This is a genomic window from Acidobacteriota bacterium (assembly GCA_016196035.1).
Lineage (GTDB): Bacteria > Acidobacteriota > Blastocatellia > RBC074 > RBC074 > JACPYM01.
Genome location: JACPYM010000113.1, coordinates 1 through 21161 on the forward strand (window position 1 = coordinate 1; position 21161 = coordinate 21161).

The following is a 21161-nucleotide window of genomic DNA, read 5'->3' on the forward strand; positions in this document are numbered from 1 at the left end:
CTTTGCGTTTGGGCGATGCGGTTGGCGCCCTCGCCATTGCTCAGGAGCAAGCGCCAGATGCCGTTGTTCGCGCGCAACACGAAGTCGCTCTTGCCGTCCCCATTGTAATCGGCCATTTGCGCCCGGGCCGCAAAAAAGGCGACGCCGATGTTGACCGTGTAGCTCTTTGAACCCGTACACGCGCCTTGGGTCGCACTGATCGTGAAGCTGTAGCTCCCCGCCGCCGCCGGATAGCCGAACAGCAAAGCTGCGCTGCTGAAAAAGCTCACCCCCGGCGGCAGGCTGCCCGTCAGCGTGTAGGTGTAGCTCCCGGCGGGCGCGGCATTGACCGATTGGTTATAGAGCGTTCCGACCGTGCCCGTGGTAGCAATACTCGGCAGCGTGATGGTCGGACAGCCGCCGCCGCCGATTGTGACACTGTAGCTGCGATTACCCGTGCAACCGCCAAAGCCGCTCGCCGTCACCGTGAAGTTAAACGTGCCGTTCGCCGTCGGCGTCCCGCTCAGCAAGCCCGTCGCCGGATTGAGCGACAAGCCCGCCGGCAGCGCGCCGCTCGTCACGGCGTAGGTGTAATTGCCGCCTGCCGGACTAGCCGACAGGCTTTGACTATACGCCGTGCCCACCGTGCCATTCGGCAGACTGGCCGGCGACACCGTCACCGCCGGACAACTGAGCACCAACGCGTAGCTTTGCGTGCCGCTGCACCCGCCCGCCGTTTGCGCGCGCAGCGTGAACGTGTACGTCCCCGTCACCGTCGGTAGGCCGCTGATGACGCCGGTCGTCGTGTTCAGGCTCAAGCCGCTCGGCAAGTTGCCCGTGATGATGGCGAAGGTGTAACTACCCGCCGGAGAAACGCTCACCGTTTGTGAATACGCGACTCCCGCCTGTCCATTCGCCAGCGCGCCCAGCGTGATCGTCGGGCAAGCGATGGTTACGGTGTAGGTGTTGGAACCGTTGCAACCGCCCGCGCTGGCCGTGATGGTGAAGCTGAAACTGCCGCTTGCACTGGGCGTGCCCGTAATCGCACCGGTCGCCGCATTGAGCGTCAACCCGGTTGGCAACGCGCCCGCTGACACGGCGTAGCTATAGCTGCCCGCCGGTGAAGCCGACACCGTCTGACTGTAAGCCGTCCCCACCGTCCCGCCCGGCAAACTTGCAGGGCTGAGCGTGATCGTCGGGCAGAGCACCACGAGCGTGTAATCGCGGAACCCCGTGCAACCGCCAAAGCCCGTCGCCGTGACGCGGAAGTTGAAGGTCCCGCCTTGCGCCGGCGCGCCACTGAAGCTGCCATTCGCGTTCAGCGTCAACCCCGCCGGCAGCAATCCGCTGGTGACCGCAAAGGTGTAATTGCCGCCTGCGGGCGAGGCCGTGATCGTCTGCGGATACGCCACATTGATCGTCGCGCTGGGCAAGGTCGCCGGATTCACCGTGATCGCCGGGCAGACGACCGTCACCGTGAATTGCGCATTGGTCGTTGCCCCGCAATTGTCCGTGATCGGCACCGTCACCGTGTAATTGCCGATCAGCAAAGCATTGAGGACGGTCACCACGCCATTGCTCTGATTGAGCAGCACGCCTAGCCCGCCGTTATTGGGCGTCACGCTCACACTGCCGATGGTGAACGTGCCATTGTCACTAGGGCCGCTAGCCGGCGGGATCGTCGGCGTCGTCGCCGCGACGACCGTTTGATTGTTGTAGCTGAGCATGGGCGGCATATTCGGCGTCACCGTCACCGTCAGCGTGCCTGTGCCCGTCGCACTCTGGTTGTCGGTCACGACGAGCGCAAAGGTCGCCGTCGTCGCCGCGCAGGTCGTGGCGATATTAGCCGTCACCGCGCCCGACGGTTGAATCGCCACACTGCTGACCGTCACGCCATTGCTCGACGCCGTCGTCGGGTTGCCGTTGATCGTGATGCCCAGTGTGTTGGCCGCTTGATCGGGATCAAACGCCGTCGCGATGGTGAAACTGGCCGCGCTGCTGCCCGCCTTGACCGGGACGTTGTCGCTCGTGATCGTCGGCGGCGTGTTGGTCAGCAAGGTCGCCGTCGCCGTGTTGCCCGTCCCGCCGTTGGTCGAAGTCACTGCTGTCGTCGTGTTGACGAAAGGCCCCGCCACCGTCGGCGTAACGTTGATGGTGATCGTGCAGGTGCTGCCCGTGTTGACCGTGCCGCCGGTCAGCTTGATCCCGACGTCGCCCGCATTGAGTGCGCCGTTGGTGTTGTCGGTCAAAGACCCGCCGCAGCCATTGGTGAAGGTCAGCGGATTGGCGACGACCAGCCCCGCCGGGAAGTTGTCGGTAAAACCGACGCCCGTCAGCGCCACCGTGTTGGCCGCCGGATTGGTGATGGTAATGGTCAGCGTCGAAGTCCCATTGATCGGCGTGGAAGGCGGCGTGAAGGCTTTGGCGATGCTGGGCGGCGCGACCACCGTGTGCGGTTCAGTGTCGTTGCCGCCGTTGAAATTGGTGTCGCCCGCATACGTCGCCGTCAACGTGCGGCTGCCTGGCGTCGTTAACGTGATGACGCAAGAACCTGCCGCGACCGTCCCCGTGCAGGTTTCTGCGCCGCCGCTGATAGTCACGACGACGTTGCCGGTCGGCGTGCCCGCGCCCGGCGCTGTCGCCACCACCGTGAAGACGACCGTCACGTTCTGTCCGACCGCCGACGAATCCGGATTGTCCGAAACAATCGTCGTCGTCGTACTCGCCTGGTTGACCACCTGGCCGCCCGCTAGTACGCCCGTACTGGCGTTGTAATTCGTGGTGGCGCCATAAGTCGCGCTGACCGTATGCGGGCTGCCCGCGACCGTCAACGCGCTCGTCATAAAAGTCGCCTGCCCGCTACCGTTGAGCGCGACCGGCGCTTGCGATACGCCGTCAATAATGAAGGTCACGCTACCCGTCGGCGTGCCCCCGCCCGGGGAAACAGGTGCGACCGTCGCCGTGAAGGTCACCGGCTGGCCGAACACCGAAGGATTCTGCGAGGAACTGACCGTCGTCGTCGTGTCGGCGGCATTGACCTGATGCCCGGCGGTCGTGTTGCTGCCGTTGAAATTGCCATCGCCGCTGTAGGTAATGGTCAGCGTCTTGATGCCCGCCGAAGTGCTGGTCAACAAGCACGAAGTCGCTGGCAAGGTCGCCAGGCACGTCCCGCCCGTGCCGTCATTGACGCTCACCGTGCCGCCTGGCGTGCCCGTGCCGGGCAAGGTGACATTGAGCATGAAGCCAACGGTATACCCTTGTCCCGTGACCGATGGGTCGGGGCTGTCGGTAATGTTTGTGAGCGTCGTCGAGGCCTTGTTGACGACTTGCCCGCCGGCGAGCGTGTTGCTGCTCGGGTTGAAATTGGTGCTGCCTTGGTAACTGGCCATGACCGAGTGCGGGCTGCCCGCGACCGTCAGCGCACTGGTCGTGAGCGCCGCCTGGCCGCTGCCGTTGAGCGCGACCGGGGTTGGCGCGCCGCCGTCAATGACGAAATTGACGTTGCCGGTCGGTATGCCCATCCCAGGTGGGACGGCCATCACCGTCGCGGTAAAGGTGACCGCTTGACCGAAGACGGAAGGGTTGACGCTCGACACCACCATTGTGGTCGTATCGGCCTTGTTCACGGTCAGGGTCGCCGTCGCCGTGCCGCCCACGGCGCTTTCAGTGGCGCTGATCGTGCCCGTAGTATTGACCAGACTGCCGGGTTGGGTGGCCGTGACCGTCACGCTGAACGTGCACGTTGCTGGCGACACCGCGAGTGTGCCACCTGTAAAGCTGATCATGTTCGGCGCGGTCGTCGTCAACGAACCGCCGTTACAAGCCGGTGTCGGCCCGCTGTTGCCGACTGTCATGCCGGCGGGTAACGTATCGGTGAAGCCGATGCCACTTAGTGCCACGGTCGTATTGTTATTCGTGATCGTGAAGCCCAACGAAGACGTTTGCCCGACGACCACCGTGGGCGGCGTGAAGGCTTTGGTCAGCACCGGCGCGCCGACCACCGTCAGCGTCGCTGTGTTACTGGTCGCGCTGCCGCCGGTTTCCGCTGCTGTGACAGGGCCGGTCGTATTGGGTTTGAGTCCCGCCGTCGTGGCTTTGACCTGAATCGTGATCGTGCAGGCTGGCCCGCCGCCCGCGATGGAACCGCCGATATAACTGAAGCTGGTCGCGCCACCCGCCAAAGCAGGGCTGAACGAACCGCCGCAGGTGTTGGTCGAAACAACCGGATTGTCTACCTCAAGGCCCGCCGGGAAAGTGTCGCTGAAACTGATGTTGGTCAGGTTCAGCGCCGCGTTCGGATTGGCGACGCTGAACGTCATCACCGAAGTCTCGCCTACCTTGATTTGCGCGGGCGCAAAGCTCTTCGTCACCGTGGGCGGCGAAGCCACCGTGTGCGCCTCGGTGTCGGAACTGCCGTTGAAATTCGTGTCGCCCGCATACGTTGCGGTCAGTATGCGATTGCCGGGCGTTGTCAGCGTGATGTTGCAAGTGCCTGACGCGACCGTACCCGTGCAAGTCTCAGCGCCGCCCGAAACCGTGACGACGACGTTGCCGCCGGGCGTGCCCGTGCCGGGCGCAACCGGGGCGACAGTGAAATTGACCGTCACGCTCTGGCCTGGCGACGAAGGATCGGGCAAGTCGGAGTCAATCGTCGTCGTGGTATCGGCCTTGTTGACCAGATGGCCGGCCGTCGTATTGCTGGTGTTGAAATTGCCGTCGCCGCTGTAAGTGAGGGTCAGCGTTTTGCTGCCCGCCGTCGTGCTGGTGAGCGGACAACTGGTGGCCGGCAGGGTCGCAATACACATGCCGCCCATGCCGTCCGAAATCGTGACCGAGCCGGTCGGCGCGGTCGGCGTGGCCATGCCAGGCGCGGTGACGCTCAGCACGAAGCCTACCGTATAAGGCTGGCCGGTCACGGAGGGGTCGGGCGAATCCGTGATGCTGCCGAGCGACGTGTTGGCCTTGTTGACGGTGATGTTGGCCGTCGCGGGTGTGTTATTCGTGCCGCCGTTGGTGGACGAAACCGAACTGATGGTGTTGGTGTAGGCCACCCCCGAGGCCAGCGCGCCGGTGACGGTGACCGCATTGACGCAATTCGCGCCGCTGGCGAGCGAGCCGCCCGTCAGCGTGATGACGTTGGCGCTGACCGCCAGCGTGCCGTTGCAACTCGCGGTCGAGGAGTTCGGCGCGGTCAGCCCTGCGGGCAGCGTGTCGGTGAAACTCAGACCGGTCAGCGTACCGGGATTGCTCGCTGGATTGGTGACCGTGATGTTCAGCACCGAAGTCTGGCCGGTCACGATGGGATTCGTCACGAAGGCTTTGCTGATCGTCGGCGGGCCGAACACATCCAGCGACGAGGTCGCCGTGGTCGAATTCGTGCCGGTCTCGGTCGTCGTCAGCGCGACCGAATTGTTCTTCGTCCCCGCCGTCGTGCCCGTGACGGTGACGCTGAAGCTGCACGTCCCGCTGGCCGCGAGCGCGCCGCCGGTCAGCGCGATGGTGCTCGGCGCGGTGGTCGAATACGTCCCGCCGCAAGCCGCCGTCGGCCCGGCGGTCGCCACCGTCAATCCGGCGGGCAGCGTGTCGGTGAAACTGACGCCGGTCAGGCCAAACGTCGCGTCGTTGTTGGTGAGGTTGAAGGTCAGCGAAGTCGTGCCGTTGAGCACAACGGACGCTGCGCCGAAGTTCTTCGTGAAGCTGGGCGCGGTCAGCACATTGAGCGTCGCGGTGTTGCTCGCCACACCCGCGTTGGCCTGCGTCGAAGTCGGGCCGCTGGTGGCGTTGGTCTTCGCGCCCGTGCTGGTCGAACTGACTTTGAAACTGATATTGCAATTGCCGCCCGCCGTGAGGCTGCCGCCGCTGAAACTCAACGCGGTCTGTCCGCCCGCCAGCGCCGGGGTAAAAATGCCGCCGCAGCCGTTGGCCAACGCAGGCGTCGCGTCTACCTGCAAGCCGCCGGTCAGCGTGTCGGTGAAGGCGATGGCGCTGAGCGCTTGCGATGGATTCGGATTGATCAGCGTTAGCGACAAGGTCGAAGTCGTCTGGTTCGTCCCGCTCAACGCGATGCTCGTCGGCGAGAAGGATTTGGCGATGGTGGGCGGTTGAATGACCGGCGTCGAAAGGTTGTTGCTCAGCACGGTCGAGAAGTTGCTGCCGCTGATGCTGGCTTGATTAGTGGTTGCCGTGCCGGCGAAGTCCGCCGCAATCGTCGCGTTGAACTTGATGATGACGCTCTTGCCCGCCGGGAGTGTGCCGACCGAGACATTGACGGTTTCGCCTGACATGGCGGCGTTCGGCGCGGCAGTAGCGGGCGGTGTGGAAAGGAAATGCGTGCCGCGATGATCGCCTGGTTTCGCGTACCTGGCTTGATCTTTCAGCGGCAAGCGGCGCTCGCCCACGGTCAGGTAGCCATACATCAGATTGTCGCGGTCGGGCTGGGCGTAGGAATCATCGAGTCCCAGACAGTGCCCCGTTTCATGCAGGATGGCCGTGAGTAGATCAATGCGTCCGGCGGGCGCGCCACTCGGATCGGTATAGCGGCGTGTGGCCGAAGCCGCGTGCGCAAAGCCTGCCTCATCCAGCGCCGTCGCGCCGATGAACCAGCCGTTACCACCCGCGTCTCGATCAACCAGAATGCGGTTACCCTCGGCTTCACTGAGATAAGCGCCGGGCAAATCAATGATCTGGAATTTGATGCCGCGCAAGAAGGCAAGCTGTTCGCGTGTTAAGCCAGCGGCTGACCAACGCGCAATGACCGCTGCGACAGCCGCTTCGAGTTGCGGTTGACTAAGCGAAGTAGTGACGGAACTCACCGGCGCAGCAATGGAAGGCGCCGTAACGCTGGGGCGATAAGCCGGGTTCGTGGTGAAAGGGACAGGATCAACGGATGCATAATCTGTGACCGTCCAATGTGCGGCGCTAAACATGGAGAATAAAGAGAGCGGGTCAGACAAAGGCGACACGCCGCCAAAAGCCAGGAACAACGGGCAGGCCCCGCCCCCGACAAAACCTACGGTTCCAGCCGCCGAATTGCATGACGCCCCGCCATTATTGCCAGAGACGAAGGCGTTAACAGCAGTCGTGTCGAGTGCGGTGCCCCCATACCCTGGTAACTTCAGCGTGGTGCTGTTGTTGTTATTGGTCACGCGGATGAAGTTACTAGCTTGCCAGGCGCCGCTGATGATGTTTGGCTCACCCGCTGACGGGCCCCCGATCTCTGCGCACACCGAGGTATTCGCGCCGCCGCTGTTGCCGGGCGACACCACAATCGCGCGTTGCAACGCGGGCGAGCCAGTCGTGTCCGGCTCCGTCAACGTATTGTTCTTGATCTTTACGCTTGAAGTAAAAGTCGCGCCTCCCCCAACCGTGTTCACGAAGTTGATGCCCACGCTGTTGACTTGGCGAATATCGTTGCTCATTACGGTCGGATTGAAGGCACCCGCAACTCCCGGCAACAGTCCGAGGCCCGCGCAGCTATTCGCGCAGCCAGAACTCAGGGCTCCGGCCTTCCCAATCTTGTTGCCGGTGAATGAGCCGTTGAGGTGCGACGAGGCAACCGTAGACGCACCGCTGATCGTTACCGCATAAATTGCGCCTTTCAAACCGTCCGCGCCCCAGAAGGTGTTGTTCGTGATCGTATAGTCAACCTTGGCGTTGCTGCCATTGCTGACCAGCACGCTGAACGGCGGCGGATTGGTGATCGTCGTGCCGGGGTTGTTGACCGGCGCACCAGTGTTCACCTCGGTGCCGAAGCCGGACTGATTCAGCGTCGCATTCATGATGGAATCGCCCGCTGCGGTAGCGACAAACCCGTAAGTGCGGTTGTCAAAAAAGAACGAGTTCTGCACGTTCGCAGTCACGTTCGCGGCACTGGCGCCGGTGTTGCCGCCTTCGAATTGCAGCAGCGCTTTGTTTTGCGTAGCGTTGCCCGTGCCCACGCCGGTGAAAGTGCAGCCCGTGATGTTTACCGTAATCGTCCCACCGGCGTTGTTGTCCACCAGCATACCTGAGAACGCATTCACGGTGATCGCCATGTTCATGGACTTCAACGTCACGTTGCCACTGGCGGTGAGAAAGTAGGCCGGAGCATTGCCGATCACACCGCCCGTGATGTTTTGGATAGTTCCGCCAGAGCCGTTGGCAAGGCCGCTGTTATCGCCCGTCACCGTGAAATTGAGACTCGCGGGCGTGCTGGTCAGCGCGAGACCCGTGGTTGCGCCATTCGCTGAAAGACTGCGGAAGGTAAACGTGCCGCCGACGTTATTGAGCGAGACCGTCGTGCCCGTCGTGGTTGTGACCGTGATGCCATTCGTCGCCGTCGTGGGCGAATCGCCCACCGTGAGACCCGTCAGACCGCCTGAACCGGTGATGCCCGTGCTGGCTCCGGTGGACATACTGATCGCCAGAACCGTCACGCCGTTCGCCAGTGTGAGCGTGTTGGTGAGCGTGGGCTTGGCGGTGGCGCTGGGCAGCGTTGGGCCATTCGCCGCGGGCGTGAAGCCGAGCGTGGTGGAGTCGAGCGCATCGCCTTGCCCAATCAATCGCTCATTGGTCTTCAAAGTCAGCGCGCCGGCATAGCTGCTCGCTCCCTGATAGATGAAAATCCGGTCGCCGCTGGCATCCACGGCTGCCGAAATGAAAGCCGAGAGGCTGATGAAGGGGTGCGAGAAACGCCCGTTGCAACTGGAGGCGCAAGCGCCGCCCGTGTTGTTGATGAACCAGATTCGGTTTGAGACGATGATGCTCACCGTGCCAGTGCTGCTGCCGGTGCTGTTCGTTAGCGTGTAGTGGAAGGTGTCAGTGCCAGTGAAGCCTGCGGCTGGTTCGTAGGTGAACGAGCCATCACCGGCCACGGCGACAGTCCCCCCATTCGTGCTGGTTGTGTCGGAGGCTGTAATCGTCGCCAGGGGATTGAGACCCAGATAATCGTCGGCGAGCACCCCGGAACCGGCGCTAATCGAAATGGAAAGATTGCCCGTGCAAGGATAGCTGTCGTCAACTGCCACGGGCGAGGCCATTACCGAGCCACCGACCAACGTCAGATTGGCATTGAGCGTGTCGCTAAAGCTAAGTCCCGTCGCATCCATCGCGCCCGCGCCATTGCTGACCGTCACAGAGTACGTCAGCGTGTCGCCCGGATTGACGAAGCCAATGGCACCCAAGTCGCCGCCCGCAGCCAACACGGCTGCTTTGGTTGCCGTGATGTTCGGCGCAAAGAAGGCGGCTGGGGCGGCGAGACTGGCGGCTCTCCATTCAAAGCTCGGCAGCGAACTCGTTTCAATGTAACGTAATGGGCCAACGCGCGTGATCTTCGTACTGGCGCTGCGCTGCATAGCTTGCGCCTGGGTTGGCTGTGCTTGGCTGGCGCGTGGTGCGTTGCCAAAAGAAGCCCGTCCCGAAAGGAGCGAAATTGAGCCGAGGGCTGCAAAGATACAAAGTGCGACGAGCAAGGTGCGGGTCACCTGTGGGGTTGGGCGCATTGGGTTACCTCCGATGAAACAAGAACAAGTAATTTGCGATGTCTAGCGTAGCCGGTTGCTTCGGCGTTCAACCGGTTCGAGACAAAATGGCTTACCCGTAGATGACGAGCAAGCACGCTGCACTGATGGACGGTGGTTGGGATGCGGAAAGATCAATCAGCAAAGCAAGTTCATTATCGAGTCCAGTGAGTGGTTAAAGGCGAAGCGCAGTCTAGGTGACGCGCTCGCAAGCTGTCAATAAATGCACCATTGGAGAGATTACGAAAAAGGTGTTGAAAATGTGGTACCGTTTTTTAGCTCCGGAGGAGCGGCCTATTTATAGCTAACGTGCCCCAATTTTCCTAGCTCCGTGGGAGCGATATGTCAGATGCCACTCCTCCGGAGCTAGCCATGCTTACTACACACAGTTCTATAAACATGCCGCTCCTCGCGGAGCTAATTTACAAAACATCACTAAGCGCTTTTCTCAGGCCCGGTGCACTGGCGCTTGAAACAACAATGCCATCGGACAGCGAAATCCTGGCAGCAACTGGGGACTGCTCAATTCATCGCCCAACCGCCGCCTGCGCCTCCCAGGGAATAACTCCGAGTTTTTACAGGAAGAAACATTTTGAGTCTTCAGCGGAAAGCCGAGCCAGTAGCCTGACGCTTAGCAATCATTTCTCGAATGACAGAAACCAACTCGACGGGAACTTCCATCAGGGTTGGCGACGGATTTTCAAACGAGACCTCATCTTCGGCGACAGCTTCATCCTCGGTTTGCGCCTCGTAATAATCCAACACACCGCGAACCTTTTCTTCGTCCCATCCGATAGGAAATTTCGATTGTGGCATGCTCATTTTCCTTTCTTTCTGCGCCGCCGCCGATAAGCCGTCAGAGGTTTGCCACTCAATTCATAAGCCGTGACGACAAACAAGCTGGCGGGCAGCGGGTCTGGCACATAGATTACGCGAAGATAACGGCCCGCGCGAGTTTGCCCAATGGCAATGCGAGAATTATCACGCCCAAGGCGATCTTCGCCAGGACGATTCAACACATCTTCGACCTCTTCCTCTGTTATGCCGTGACCGTAAATATGAGGAACTCCGCTCACGGGATCAACATAAAAACGAATTTGCATCGGTCACCTAATCCCAGAGTTGCTGTGGCTCAAGCATACACGGGCGCTTGAAACAACGTCGCCACCGGACAGCAAAAGCCGGGCAACAGTGCATGACTGGTTACCTCCTCGCCCGCTGGCAGGATGGTGGATTTCGCCGGGGAGTCGTAGATGGTCACGGTCTGAAATTGCGGCGAGACCAGCCAGACCTGTTGCACACCCGCCGCAAAGTATTCGTAAATCCTTTCGGTCATCTTTTCGAGTGTGTCATTGGGCGAGACGATCTCGACTGCCAAGTCCGGGGCAATTGTCCAGATACCCACCGGGTCGCCTTCGGGCGGAATGTGTGTGGCCGCGACAAAAGCCGCATCAGGGATGCGCTCGTTCGCGCCGATGGTGAAGGTGGTATCCGGGCCGTAGATTTGACCGATGGGATGCTCGTCCAAATACACGCCCAATTTGGCGGTCAGCCGAGCGCCGATACGGCTATGCCTAGCCCCCGCTGCTTCTTTTACCTCCGCGTGTCCATTGACCCATTCAAGTTGTTTCTCCGGGTCAATAAGCTGAAACGCTGGCGGCACGGCCACAGGTTGCAAGGCGAGTTCAGCGGTTGCGGTCATAAGACGATTTCCCTTTCTTGCAAATTTGCTTGTGAGCGTGGGTATGCTACTCCCGCGCGCGCCACGCTCACAAGCCGAGCCGACAAAACCGCCTCAGGTGCGCGGCGGGTAAACGCCTTGCAGCGCGATGCAGAAGTTGAGCGTCAGATACGGCTGCATATTGTTATGCGGTTGATCGCCCCCTGCCGGCGTAAATGCCTGAGGAGCCATGGTGGCCAGTTGCGTTGTCGTCGTGTCATAGAGCAAGCCGGGCGAGGGTGTCCCGAGAGATTCATTCGAATTGGGAATGCGCGAATCAGCCGCGTCGCCCGTGTAAGCTCTCACGATGTGGTTGTGCGTTGGGATCTCGGATTGGAGCAGTGTGACGGTTTCACTGCCGCCCGTTTGTCCCAGATCGTAAAGCGACAAGCCCGGCCCCTGGCCAGCGTGGATTGGCACATTGCCTTGCATATTGGGTAGGGCAAAATTTGACTTGCCATCACCACCGTAGGTTGTCCCCAGCAAGGAAAACAAGGCAGTATTCTGGCTAAGCGGCAAAATCTGCCCGTCACAAAAGGCCCACCCCTTCGGCGCAAAGTTGAAAGGGAAGATTCTGATTTCGGCAACAAATGGATCCATCGTAATCTCCTTAAGTTTGTGACGGGAAAATCCCGAACAGCGAAATGATAAAGTTGACAGCTAGGTATGGTTGCAGATTGTTATGCGGCTGACTGCCGCCAATCTGTGTCATGGTGTTGGCGTTCAAGTTCGAATCCGGCGCCGAACTGTAATACATACTCAATGATGGCGGGGTTGCCACGACACCATTGTTCCCAGTGATCTGATTCGCCGCGTCGCCTGATGCGAGTAAAGCATGGGAATGGGCCGGAATTTGCGGCACCGTCAGTGTGATCTCTTCTACTCCGCCGGTTTCAGCCAGCGTGAAGCCGCTGCCCTGATGGAGCGGAACCCGGCTTTGCAAGTCTGGCAACGCAAACGTTGATTGCCCATCCCCGCCATACGTCGTGCCGATCAGGTTAAAGAGCGTTTCGTACTCAGAAATCGGAAGCAATTGCCCGCTGCAAAACATCCACCCCGCCGGAGCAAAGTTGCCTGCGAACATTCTGATTTCGCCTACATAGGGTTGTGCCATTTTTTCTTCTCCTTAGGTTTGTGATGGGAAAATGCCTTGCAGCGCAATGCAGAAGCTAAGCACCAAAAACGGTTGCATGTTCAAGTGCGCCTGACTGCCACCGACGGCTGTGACCGACGCCGCGTTAAGCGCGGTGAGATTCGAGGGGTTATTGCGATAGGCGAAGGTCGTTACCCCGGCCAGCAAGTTGTTCGTCGGGTTGCCAGTCGTTGCATTCGCTGTGCGAACTTGCCCGAAGTGCACATGCTGCGGCAACTCAGACGTGCTCAGTGTGTGCCCCTGCTCACCGCCGCGCTCGCCCAGTGTATGGCCTTGGCCCATGTGAATCGGCGCGCGCGCGCGCAGGTCAGGCAACGCGAAGTTCACCCGACCATCGCCGCCATAGGTCGTGCCGAGCAGCGAAAAGAGCGCCTGATTCTGGTTGATCGGAAGTAGTTGTCCATCGCATAACGCCCAGCCTTTGGGCGGAAAACCGAAGGACATAATCCTGATTTCGGACAGGAAAGGTTCAGCCATAAAGATGTCTCCTGTGAAAGGTTCAAGTTCAGAAATTTACGTCGCGGCTTGCGACGCAGTGGAGTTGCGTGTGCTGCGTTTTAGAGGTGCAACGAGATGCGAAAGTCATCATTCAGGTCCGTCACTGTCGTCGCCTTACCAGGCAACAGCGTGCGCGCCTGTTGTCCTGCAGTCAGCTTGCCCGCAGTCAGCTTGCCTACAGTCAGCTTGATGGTGGCGAACACCGGTGCCAAAGTCATCATCCATCGGTCGAAACTCCTTTTTCAAAGTGGGAAGAGCAATACGCCAGGCGTGCGCCCGCGCAACAAATCAGCCAGACATGCTTTTGAGGAAAGGAAAGAAGTGATGACTAAGAAGGCCGCAGACCATCCCACCAGCGACGGACGAGTGTGCGCTGGCGTCAGGGCACTACCTCGCCGCCCAGCTTGCTGCCAATCCGGGCACAAAACAGGCGCGTCCCATGAGACGCAAAAAATCCCAGCCAACAGTGTTCTCCTTGCTCTAGGGGAAACGATCTCAGGCAGCGATAGCGTTGCTCACCGGAAACCGCGCGTGAAAGAAACATAGGCCAAACCCGGACTGGCGTTTGACCCAGCTAGAGAGAACTACAGAGAGATGCTTGTAAGGAGACCAATTTCAAACTAACCACTGAAGGGCAACCGACTTTCGTTTGTTAGCAAACAGGAGATCGCGGGAGCGCGATCACTTGTTGTGGAATTGTGTGGCTTGCGAGCGGGATTCTACGTGAAATGCCTGAACTTGCAAGCGGAGGTGCTGCCACAAGCGAAAAAAAATTGCCGGACGGGGCTTTCAGTCGCCCCCCCCCCCGATGTTGGCCGGTGTAACAAAAGTTTCCTCACTTCACACACGAGTGTGTGCTTTGCTCATCTCTGTGCGGCACTTGAAGTATGAAATGCGGGCGTAACCCTGCGCCCTTTCTGCGGTTGTTTCCGATCTCTACCCATCGGCCCTGCTGACAACCGTTTTCCCTCCATCCCACCTGAAAATTGCGCCGTAGGTCTGCCTGTGTCCGGGTTGGCCGCGTCGGGGTTATCTCTGAGCGCGCGCGCGAAATCACTCGTTAAGGAGCTTGAACCATGACTACCTCATTACAAACGAACTCGCTTGTTCTGCCGACGGTTGCGCGGCGGGCATTTTTACGGCAAGGAGCGCTGGCCTGTGCGGCGGCGGGCCTCGTTTGCCAAGCTGAAACACTGGCTTTCGGGCAGAATCCGGCAGCGGGTGCTCAAGGTAAGCTGGCCAACGCCAAGGTCGAGCCTGCCGCCCGGATGTTGACGCGTTCCATATTTACACCTTACCTGAGCGACCATTTTGAAACGGTCACCGAGAGCGGTGAACCGGTCATTCTGCTGCTGTTGGAGATTAACGATCTGCCCCCGCAGGCCAGGCAATTTGCCGCCGGCGGATGGCCGGAAACGGAAGTCGCGCGACAGCGCGAAGCTTCGTTTTCACTGATGTTTCGCGGCCCGGCGGATTGGCCGTTGCGCCAACGCAGCTACAACGTGGCGCACCCTAAATTGGGCAAGTTGGAGCTGTTTTTGGTACCCGTCGGGAAGGTCGAGAAAGACGCGGTTGCCCGCCTGTATGAAGCCGTCTTCAATCGCATGCCTTGAGTCCATAAAAGGCTGGCGCCGGCTAAGAGGAAAGTTTGCTGATCCCCATTTGGCGTTGGCTATATGGCCTTAGTGTCCCTTCCACTCCTGCTGGAAAACGGCGTCCACTTTGGTTAAGCGCGCCTTGGTTGCGCGATCCAGCCGCTCGTCTTCGCCTAACAGGTTGCCGCTGACGCCGAGCGCCACTAGAGCGGTTTGCACTTCGGTATAGGGGAAAAGCGCGGCTTGGGACAGTACCGCGCGCGTCAGCAAGCGGCGCATCAAGTAACGCCCAGTGGCACAAACGTGCTGTCTCCGCTTGCTGACGCGCGCGGTACTGTCCCGGCGCAACCGTCCCGTACATGCAATTGCAAACCGCTCTAAGCGCATCGCGTAGGTGTAGATTTCCTCCCGCAGGAGCGTTGCGCTGTAGCCGGGAAAACTGGCGTTGAGTTGTGCTTTGGTGCGCGGCAGTTCGATTTCCATAGTGTGCCTTTCGTACGCTGCCAGGCTACGGGCGGATCGCTCGTGTTCAACGCCAACGCTAGACGCGGCGAAATTGCCAAACGTGCCAAACGGATTTGACCAGGCAAAGCAAACAAGTGTTTTGAAGTTGATAGGTAAGCTTGCACAGATGGGCAGGTGTTTAGGCTGAGAAAAAAGCAGGAAAAATCACGGAGTCGCAATCTTCGAGGCAGGCATCCCCATAACTGCCTCGAAAATTGCGACCCGCTTAGCACCAAGCGTGTCTGACCGGTTTGTTCCCAACCAACAGCTTCAGCATTGAAACCGTTTTCACCTGATTGCCGCCAAGGCACCGCAGCAATCATTCCCATCCACACCGGCAAGAACAAAAACAAGATACGCGATACCAGCCAAGGTGAACATCAGCCAAGCGCCGGTTTTTCATTCAGCAAGCAGGCCGAAAAAGCGTCAGAATTTGTCCTACATAAAATGAGTGATTGGTATTGTTTGAGGCGCGCTAGCTAAAGTGATCTGTGAATCTGGCCAAACGAACTGCCTACGCGGTTCGGTCAGCACGCCATTCATACAGGACGTGGGCACCGTTGGTTGTCATAGGCACAAACCCGAGTTGTTCGAAAAGCGCCTGCGCCCAGTTCAACGGTTCCAGATGAATGTTCAGCGGTTTCCCGGCTGCCGCCGCTTCTTGCATCAGGTTACGGATCAATTCAGTCCCCGACGGATTGGCGCGCTGTGCAGGCGCCAGGGTGTAATCCAGCAGGCGGATTTCGTGGGCGCGGCGATGCACGTAGAGGCGTCCGGCGGCTTGCCCGTCAAAGAGCACCAGCAAGGGTTGCGCGTCAGGGTATTCGGTTTGATAGTGATTCTGCTGCGCCAGATATTGAAAGCGGATAAACATCTCGCGCTGTGCGTCGTCCCAGGGAACCAAGGCCAACTCGGCTTCGCGCGTGCTGCCATAAAGGCGCACGAGGAATTCTTCATCGGTGGGCGACACCGGGCGCAGTTCGAGGTTTGATGGTCTAGTGGCAGTCATTGCGATGCGGTTACGAACGCGGGCGATTGAAGATGGCTTCGTAATAAAGCGCGTGGGCGTCGCGGTGCACAGGCACGAGGAACATGCCGCCTGTGCCCAAGCTCGCATGTTCGATTTCAAAGAGTGTCTGAACGGGCGGGGCATCGAGCGGCGCGCGAAATTGCAGCGCGAATTGTTCCTGCTTGGGTGAAGGCGATTTGTCGGTGACCTCGACCAACTCGGCTTCCCAGGTTTGATGGCCCGCCCGCAACTGAAACTTGCTCTTCAGGTGCGGGACGAAATCGTCGTAATGCAAACTATCCAGCATGAACGGTTTTCTCCTTGGCGGCGGCGCGCCATTCCAGAAACAGATGCGAGCCGCGATCTTCGAGCAGTTGAAAGCCCAGCCGCTCATACAAACGCCGCGCCGGATTTTCAGGCGCGACGTGCAAGCGCAGGGCGTGGTGATTGAGACGCGCCTCGGTCTGCAACCATTGCAGCAACGCCGTGCCGACCCCCTTGCCACAGTGTTCGGGCAGCAACGAAATATCCACCAACCGGATTTCAGGATCATCTCCACCAGGCCGTGAGGTCAGCATCCGTCCGATGGCGTGCGTCACCGGTTTGCCGAAAACCTGATCGGTATGTTCGATGATGTGGTTGGTGGCGTTGGGATAAGCCGCGTAATGCTGTTGTTGCGCCCGAAATTGCAATTGCAGGAACGCGGTTTGTTGGGCAGCATTCCAGCCATAACCGGCCAGTTCAGCGGCGCGCGTGCTGGCGTACAGTTGGTAAAGAAACATTTCATCGGCTGGTTCGGCCAGCCGTACAGAGAGCGCTTTGCTGCAAACAAGTGCCATCTTCAAATCCTTTTGGCAATCCTTTTGGCAGTCTTTCTGACAGTCCTTCGGGCAGTCCTTCTGGTTTGTGTCCCGTTGGGCGTTTGAGAGTTGCTGTGTTTTCCCAAGGCAACGTGAATTTGTACTGAGGGGGGAAGACGGCGGGATAATGCCGCAGGGTCGTTTATTCGTCAACCACAAGCCGGACTGCGCGACTGCAACACTCTTCAACCACACGCAGCTTGCGCGAAGGGCGGCGCTATGTGATGATGCATGGGCATTCACACGACTCGTTCGACCCCAAACAAAAATTTGCAGGAGGATCCTTTGAACGCGGAACTGAGCCAATTGATCTCGCTCCAGGAGACTGACCTTGATATTCGGCGGCTCATCGAAGAAATTGCCGCTTTACCCAGCCGACAGGAGCAAGTCGAACGCCAGTTTGCCGATGCCAATCGCGAATTCCACGACCTGCACGCGGAATACGAAGCCGCCAAAGCCAAGCGCCGTAGCACCGAAGCCGACCTCGAAGCCGAACAACAAAAACATCAGAAATTCAAAGACGACTTGATGAAAGCGCGCAATGAGCGCGAATACACCACCGCTTTGCGCGAGATTGATGTGACCAAAAAGACCATCAGTGCCCTTGAGACTGAAATCCTGAAGCTGATGGAACAGGTGGAAAAGCTCGAAGCGCAAGTGCAGGAGCGCACGCCCGCGATGGCTGCCCGCCGCGTTGAAGTGGACAAGGAGATTGCCGAAATTGCGGCCTCGGCGGTGGCGTCGGAACAAAAACTCAAGGCCTTGCAGACGGAACGCCAGCAACTTTTCAATACTCTCGGAAGCGAAGCCAAATCCACTTATCAGCGCCTCTCGCGTATGCGCAACGGCATCGTCCTGGCGGAAGCGCGCGATTATTCCTGTTTGTCTTGTCGCATGAAAATTCGCCCGCAGGTCTTCAGTGATATTAAACGCGCGCAAGTGATCATTACTTGTGAAAGCTGTGGCCGGATTCTGTATTTTCGCGCGGAAGTCGCCACGCCCTAACGCCTCATTCGCCACGCCCTAACGCCTCATTCGCCGCGCCCTATTCGGCCAAAGCCAGACACTCTCGAGTTCAACTCACACAGCGCTTTGCCAAGAATTTTCGTTTATACCCGTTCAATCTCACTTAAGCGCCGGACATCAATCGTCACCACACCCTCTTTAGTAATCGGATTGAAAATATTGGCGAACTTCGCCCCCCAGACCACTTCGTCCGCCTGGTAAGAAGAACGTGTATGCACTGTCTGCGAAAAGGTTTCGTCTATGCCGGAAAGCAGAATCAAGAACTCGGCATTGCGAGCGCGCAATACTTCGCCAGAAAGTCCGAAGAGCGGGCTTTCGTTATTGATGGGATGCACAATCGTCCAACTCAGACTGAAGAAGGTGACCTTGGCTAGTTCCAGCGGCAGCGGATAAAAACGCCGCGTCGGTTGGCCGTTGACCTCTTCAAATTGCGCGAAAATCACCGTGGCGCTGACATCGGTCAACTGATTGCTGCGCGCATTCGTGATGCGAAACATAAAGGCCTCGCCCTCTTGAAAGGGAGCCACGACGGCCCGCTCACTGAATAAAATCTTGGCCGTGGGTCGCGAGAAGCGCGCGAACAGCAAACCCGTGGCAAGCGTGACGCCCAGCAAGCCCGTCAACGATTCAATCGTGACGATGATGTTGGCCACCATTCCCACCGGGGTGATGTTGCCGTAGCCGATGGTGGCGAAGGTGTGCACGCTGAAAAAGAAGGCTTGCCAAAAACGATTGGCGATGGCCAGCCCGCCAGTTACGGCCAATGCTCCCGGCCCGGCGGCGAGATACGCCACGGCGAAAAGCAAGTTGGCGGCCAAATAACTCACCACTAATAAGCCCAGAAATTTGCCCCAGGAAAGCGTCAGCAGCGTATGGTAAAGGCTGAGCGACGACCAAAAGTTCAAGCCGCGGCGCTCGACGTTAAAACTGCCATCGCGATTGAGCAGCCGTTGCCCGCTGGTGCGCGCGACGATGGCGCCGAACCCAAGATCAGGGTTCCCCGTCTCATTATTCGTCGGCAACAGGCTGCCAGTGTTCAGATCATCAGTGGCCAAACGGCCGGATACGGTCTGTTTGCGTTGCATAAGCTTACCAGCGTGAGGGTGTCAGGTGTTTTGTGTAAACGGCATTGCCAATGTTAAGGCTGAGCTGGTGCCAGCCCAGCCAACGGTAAGCGCTCTTCAAAGAGGATGGCAAGCTGTTGCAAGGCCGCTTTCCAATGCTTGATGGGCATCGTCCATTTGCGGCTGACTTGCTCCAGGCTTAGGTAAATGAGCCGGTAGACGGACGCGTCGTTAGGGAAAGCGCTGCGGCCTTTGAGAATTTTGCGCAGGCTGAAATTCAGCGACTCGATCACGTTGGTCGTGTAGACGGCCCGGCGAATTTCCGCGGGTAATTCAAACATCGGTCGAATGCGCGCCCAGTTCGCGCGCCAGGATTTGGCGAAGAGCGGGTACTTTTTGTCCCACTTGATTTGAAAGGCTTCCAACGCGCGCAGGGCTGCGCTTTCGGTCGCTGCCTGGTAGATGGTTTTCAAATCGGCAGTGACCTGTTGGCCATCCTGGTCGCTGGTCATGCGCAAGCTGTAACGCACCAGATGCACCACGCAGGTCTGCACGGTCGTGTGCGGGAAAACGCTGGCGACCGCTTCGGGCAAGCCTTGCAAGCCGTCGCAGCAGAGGCTCAGGATGTCTTGCAAGCCGCGCGCTTGCAGTTCGGTCAGGACTTGTAACCAGAACTTGGCGCCTTCGCCTTGCGCCAGCCAGAGGCCCAGTAATTCTTTGCGGCCTTCCAGGTTGACGCCGACCGCGACATAGAGCGCTTTGCCGACGACGCGCCCCTCATCACGCACTTTCAAGTGCAAGGCGTCAAGGTAAACGATGGGCCAGACGGCGGCCAGCGGACGCTCGCGCCATTCGGCCACGCCCGTGCTGACGGCGCTGCACACGTCGGAGACGAACTGCGGTGAAATCTCGACAGCGTACTTTTGGCGCAGCAAGTCTTGAATGTCGCGCGTGCTCATCCCGCGCGCATAGAGCGCCAGGATCAGTTCGTCAAAGCCCTCCCAACGGCGTTCGTACTTGCCGAGCAGTTGCGGCGCGAACGCCCCGTGGCGGTCGCGCGGAATCGCCAACTCCACCGTGGAGTCTTCCGTCTTGAGGGTTTTGCGGGATGTGCCGTTGCGTGAATTGCCGCTCTTGCGCCCGGCCACGGCGTGTTTTTCGTAGCCCAGCAGATGCGTCAATTCGCCTTGCAGGGCGTGTTCAATAAAGGCCTTGCGCAAATCTTTGAGCAAGTCTTCAATCTCGCCCGCCGTTTTGCGCTCCGCCAGCAGTTGTTGGAGTAGTTCCGGCGCAAAGGCCGGGGTGGTTGTTTGGGTATCAGTTTTTGCAGACATCGTGTGTTTCCTTTCTTCTCACCGAAGTGAGTGTTCACGTTGTCCGCTTACACAAAATTTCTAACACCTTCGTTACGCTCCCTACTGGTCGCGGTACCGATTCAGTGCCCATCATTTTCAAGTTGATGAAGCACTAGGCGCGGAAAAGGCCGTGTCGCACTAACATCTCAGCTTTGTGCGCGCAGCCGGGCCAGATCTTCGCGCAAGCGGGCGAGTTCGGCCTCAGCTTGCTGGCGGGCCGCGGCCTCAGCCGCAGCATGCGCTTCGGCTTGCTGTTGCGCAGCTTCGGCTTGCTGTTGCGCAGCTTCGGCTTGCTGGCGCGCGGCTATCTCTTCTCGTCTAGTCGGCAAAAACAAACCGGTGCGCGGTTCACGTAAGCGCAACGTCTCGCCCGTGTCCACCACATCCAATCCCAAGGTTTCACTGTGCGCCACGCCATTCTCGATTTCGATTTCTTTGTAATGCCCATCCACCAGCCGGAAAGCGGCCAAGCCTTCAGGTAACCAATCGTATTCGGGGTCATAGAGAAAGTATTCCCGCACACCCCAACGCGCGTACAAGGTGGACTTTTGCTGTGTGTCGTTGAGGATCGTACCGCGCGACGAAATCTCAAACACGGTCTCCGGCGCGCGCCCTTCTTCCCAAAGTTTGTAAATGCGCCGGACGTGTTTCGGCACGCCACGCACAACGAAGACGTCTGGCGCCACACGCTTCTTCCGATCACCTTGCACGTAGTAGATCAACAGATTGCTCGACACATATACGTCTGTCTGGACTTCGTAATAGGCCTCCAAACTGGCATACAGTTCCAAGATCAAGTTGCGATGCAAGTCAGTTTCGGCCATCGGTTCACCATCTGTTTCGGGATAATAGATTTCTCTGGTTACGGTTTGTTTCGCTGGACTTGTGCTCATGATTTACC

General features: G+C 59.1%; 17 protein-coding genes. 2 read left to right on the plus strand and 15 right to left on the minus strand.

Going from position 1 to position 21161, the window contains the following annotated elements; translation table 11 throughout:
• The 8 genes from HY011_31805 to HY011_31840 all read right to left on the minus strand — a co-directional run.
• The coding region (locus HY011_31805; protein ID MBI3427533.1) for an Ig-like domain repeat protein at positions 1-9311 on the minus strand (9311 nt) is incomplete at its 3' end.
• Positions 9312-10076: 765 nt separating this feature from the next.
• The gene (locus HY011_31810) at positions 10077-10292 is read right to left on the minus strand and encodes a hypothetical protein (GenBank protein ID MBI3427534.1); all 216 of its coding nucleotides are present in this window, start codon (positions 10290-10292) and stop codon (positions 10077-10079) included.
• A gap of 2 nt (positions 10293-10294) precedes the next feature.
• Complete coding sequence (locus HY011_31815) at positions 10295-10579, minus strand: DUF4258 domain-containing protein (protein MBI3427535.1); 285 nt, start codon at positions 10577-10579, stop codon at positions 10295-10297.
• A 29-nt stretch (positions 10580-10608) separates the two neighbouring features.
• The gene (locus HY011_31820; protein ID MBI3427536.1) at positions 10609-11178 is read right to left on the minus strand and encodes a Uma2 family endonuclease; all 570 of its coding nucleotides are present in this window, start codon (positions 11176-11178) and stop codon (positions 10609-10611) included.
• A gap of 93 nt (positions 11179-11271) precedes the next feature.
• The gene (locus HY011_31825; protein MBI3427537.1) at positions 11272-11796 is read right to left on the minus strand and encodes a phage tail protein; all 525 of its coding nucleotides are present in this window, start codon (positions 11794-11796) and stop codon (positions 11272-11274) included.
• Positions 11797-11806: 10 nt separating this feature from the next.
• Positions 11807-12310 (minus strand): phage tail protein, encoded by a 504-nt coding sequence (locus HY011_31830; protein ID MBI3427538.1) that lies wholly within the window; start codon positions 12308-12310, stop codon positions 11807-11809.
• A 12-nt stretch (positions 12311-12322) separates the two neighbouring features.
• Positions 12323-12826, minus strand: coding sequence for a phage tail protein (locus tag HY011_31835; GenBank protein MBI3427539.1), 504 nt, complete (start codon positions 12824-12826; stop codon positions 12323-12325).
• A gap of 80 nt (positions 12827-12906) precedes the next feature.
• Positions 12907-13068, minus strand: a complete 162-nt coding sequence (locus tag HY011_31840) for a hypothetical protein (protein ID MBI3427540.1) — start codon at positions 13066-13068, stop codon at positions 12907-12909.
• An 855-nt stretch (positions 13069-13923) separates the two neighbouring features.
• Between HY011_31840 and HY011_31845 the strand changes: the two genes are divergently transcribed.
• A complete protein-coding gene (locus tag HY011_31845; GenBank protein MBI3427541.1) occupies positions 13924-14460 on the plus strand; it encodes a hypothetical protein in 537 nt (178 codons plus the stop codon).
• A 69-nt stretch (positions 14461-14529) separates the two neighbouring features.
• Here HY011_31845 and HY011_31850 read toward each other — a convergent pair whose 3' ends face one another.
• The 4 genes from HY011_31850 to HY011_31865 form a co-directional block, all read right to left on the minus strand.
• Positions 14530-14925: a hypothetical protein gene (locus HY011_31850; protein ID MBI3427542.1), complete on the minus strand. Its 396-nt coding sequence runs from the start codon at positions 14923-14925 to the stop codon at positions 14530-14532.
• Between the two features lie 535 nt (positions 14926-15460).
• Positions 15461-15955, minus strand: a complete 495-nt coding sequence (locus tag HY011_31855) for a GNAT family N-acetyltransferase (protein MBI3427543.1) — start codon at positions 15953-15955, stop codon at positions 15461-15463.
• Between the two features lie 10 nt (positions 15956-15965).
• Positions 15966-16262, minus strand: a complete 297-nt coding sequence (locus HY011_31860) for a hypothetical protein (GenBank protein ID MBI3427544.1) — start codon at positions 16260-16262, stop codon at positions 15966-15968.
• Positions 16252-16794: a GNAT family N-acetyltransferase gene (locus HY011_31865; GenBank protein ID MBI3427545.1), complete on the minus strand. Its 543-nt coding sequence runs from the start codon at positions 16792-16794 to the stop codon at positions 16252-16254. The genes HY011_31860 and HY011_31865 overlap by 11 nt, the downstream gene beginning before the upstream one ends.
• Before the next feature lie 306 nt (positions 16795-17100).
• Between HY011_31865 and HY011_31870 the strand changes: the two genes are divergently transcribed.
• The gene (locus HY011_31870; GenBank protein MBI3427546.1) at positions 17101-17820 is read left to right on the plus strand and encodes a hypothetical protein; all 720 of its coding nucleotides are present in this window, start codon (positions 17101-17103) and stop codon (positions 17818-17820) included.
• A 104-nt stretch (positions 17821-17924) separates the two neighbouring features.
• On the opposite strand, the gene HY011_31875 is transcribed toward HY011_31870, so the two are convergent.
• From HY011_31875 to HY011_31885, 3 genes are all read right to left on the minus strand, one after another.
• A complete protein-coding gene (locus HY011_31875) occupies positions 17925-18926 on the minus strand; it encodes a transporter (GenBank protein ID MBI3427547.1) in 1002 nt (333 codons plus the stop codon).
• Between the two features lie 53 nt (positions 18927-18979).
• Positions 18980-20239 (minus strand): IS256 family transposase, encoded by a 1260-nt coding sequence (locus tag HY011_31880; GenBank protein ID MBI3427548.1) that lies wholly within the window; start codon positions 20237-20239, stop codon positions 18980-18982.
• A 167-nt stretch (positions 20240-20406) separates the two neighbouring features.
• Positions 20407-21153, minus strand: coding sequence for a Uma2 family endonuclease (locus HY011_31885; protein ID MBI3427549.1), 747 nt, complete (start codon positions 21151-21153; stop codon positions 20407-20409).
• Positions 21154-21161: the final 8 nt, after the last annotated feature.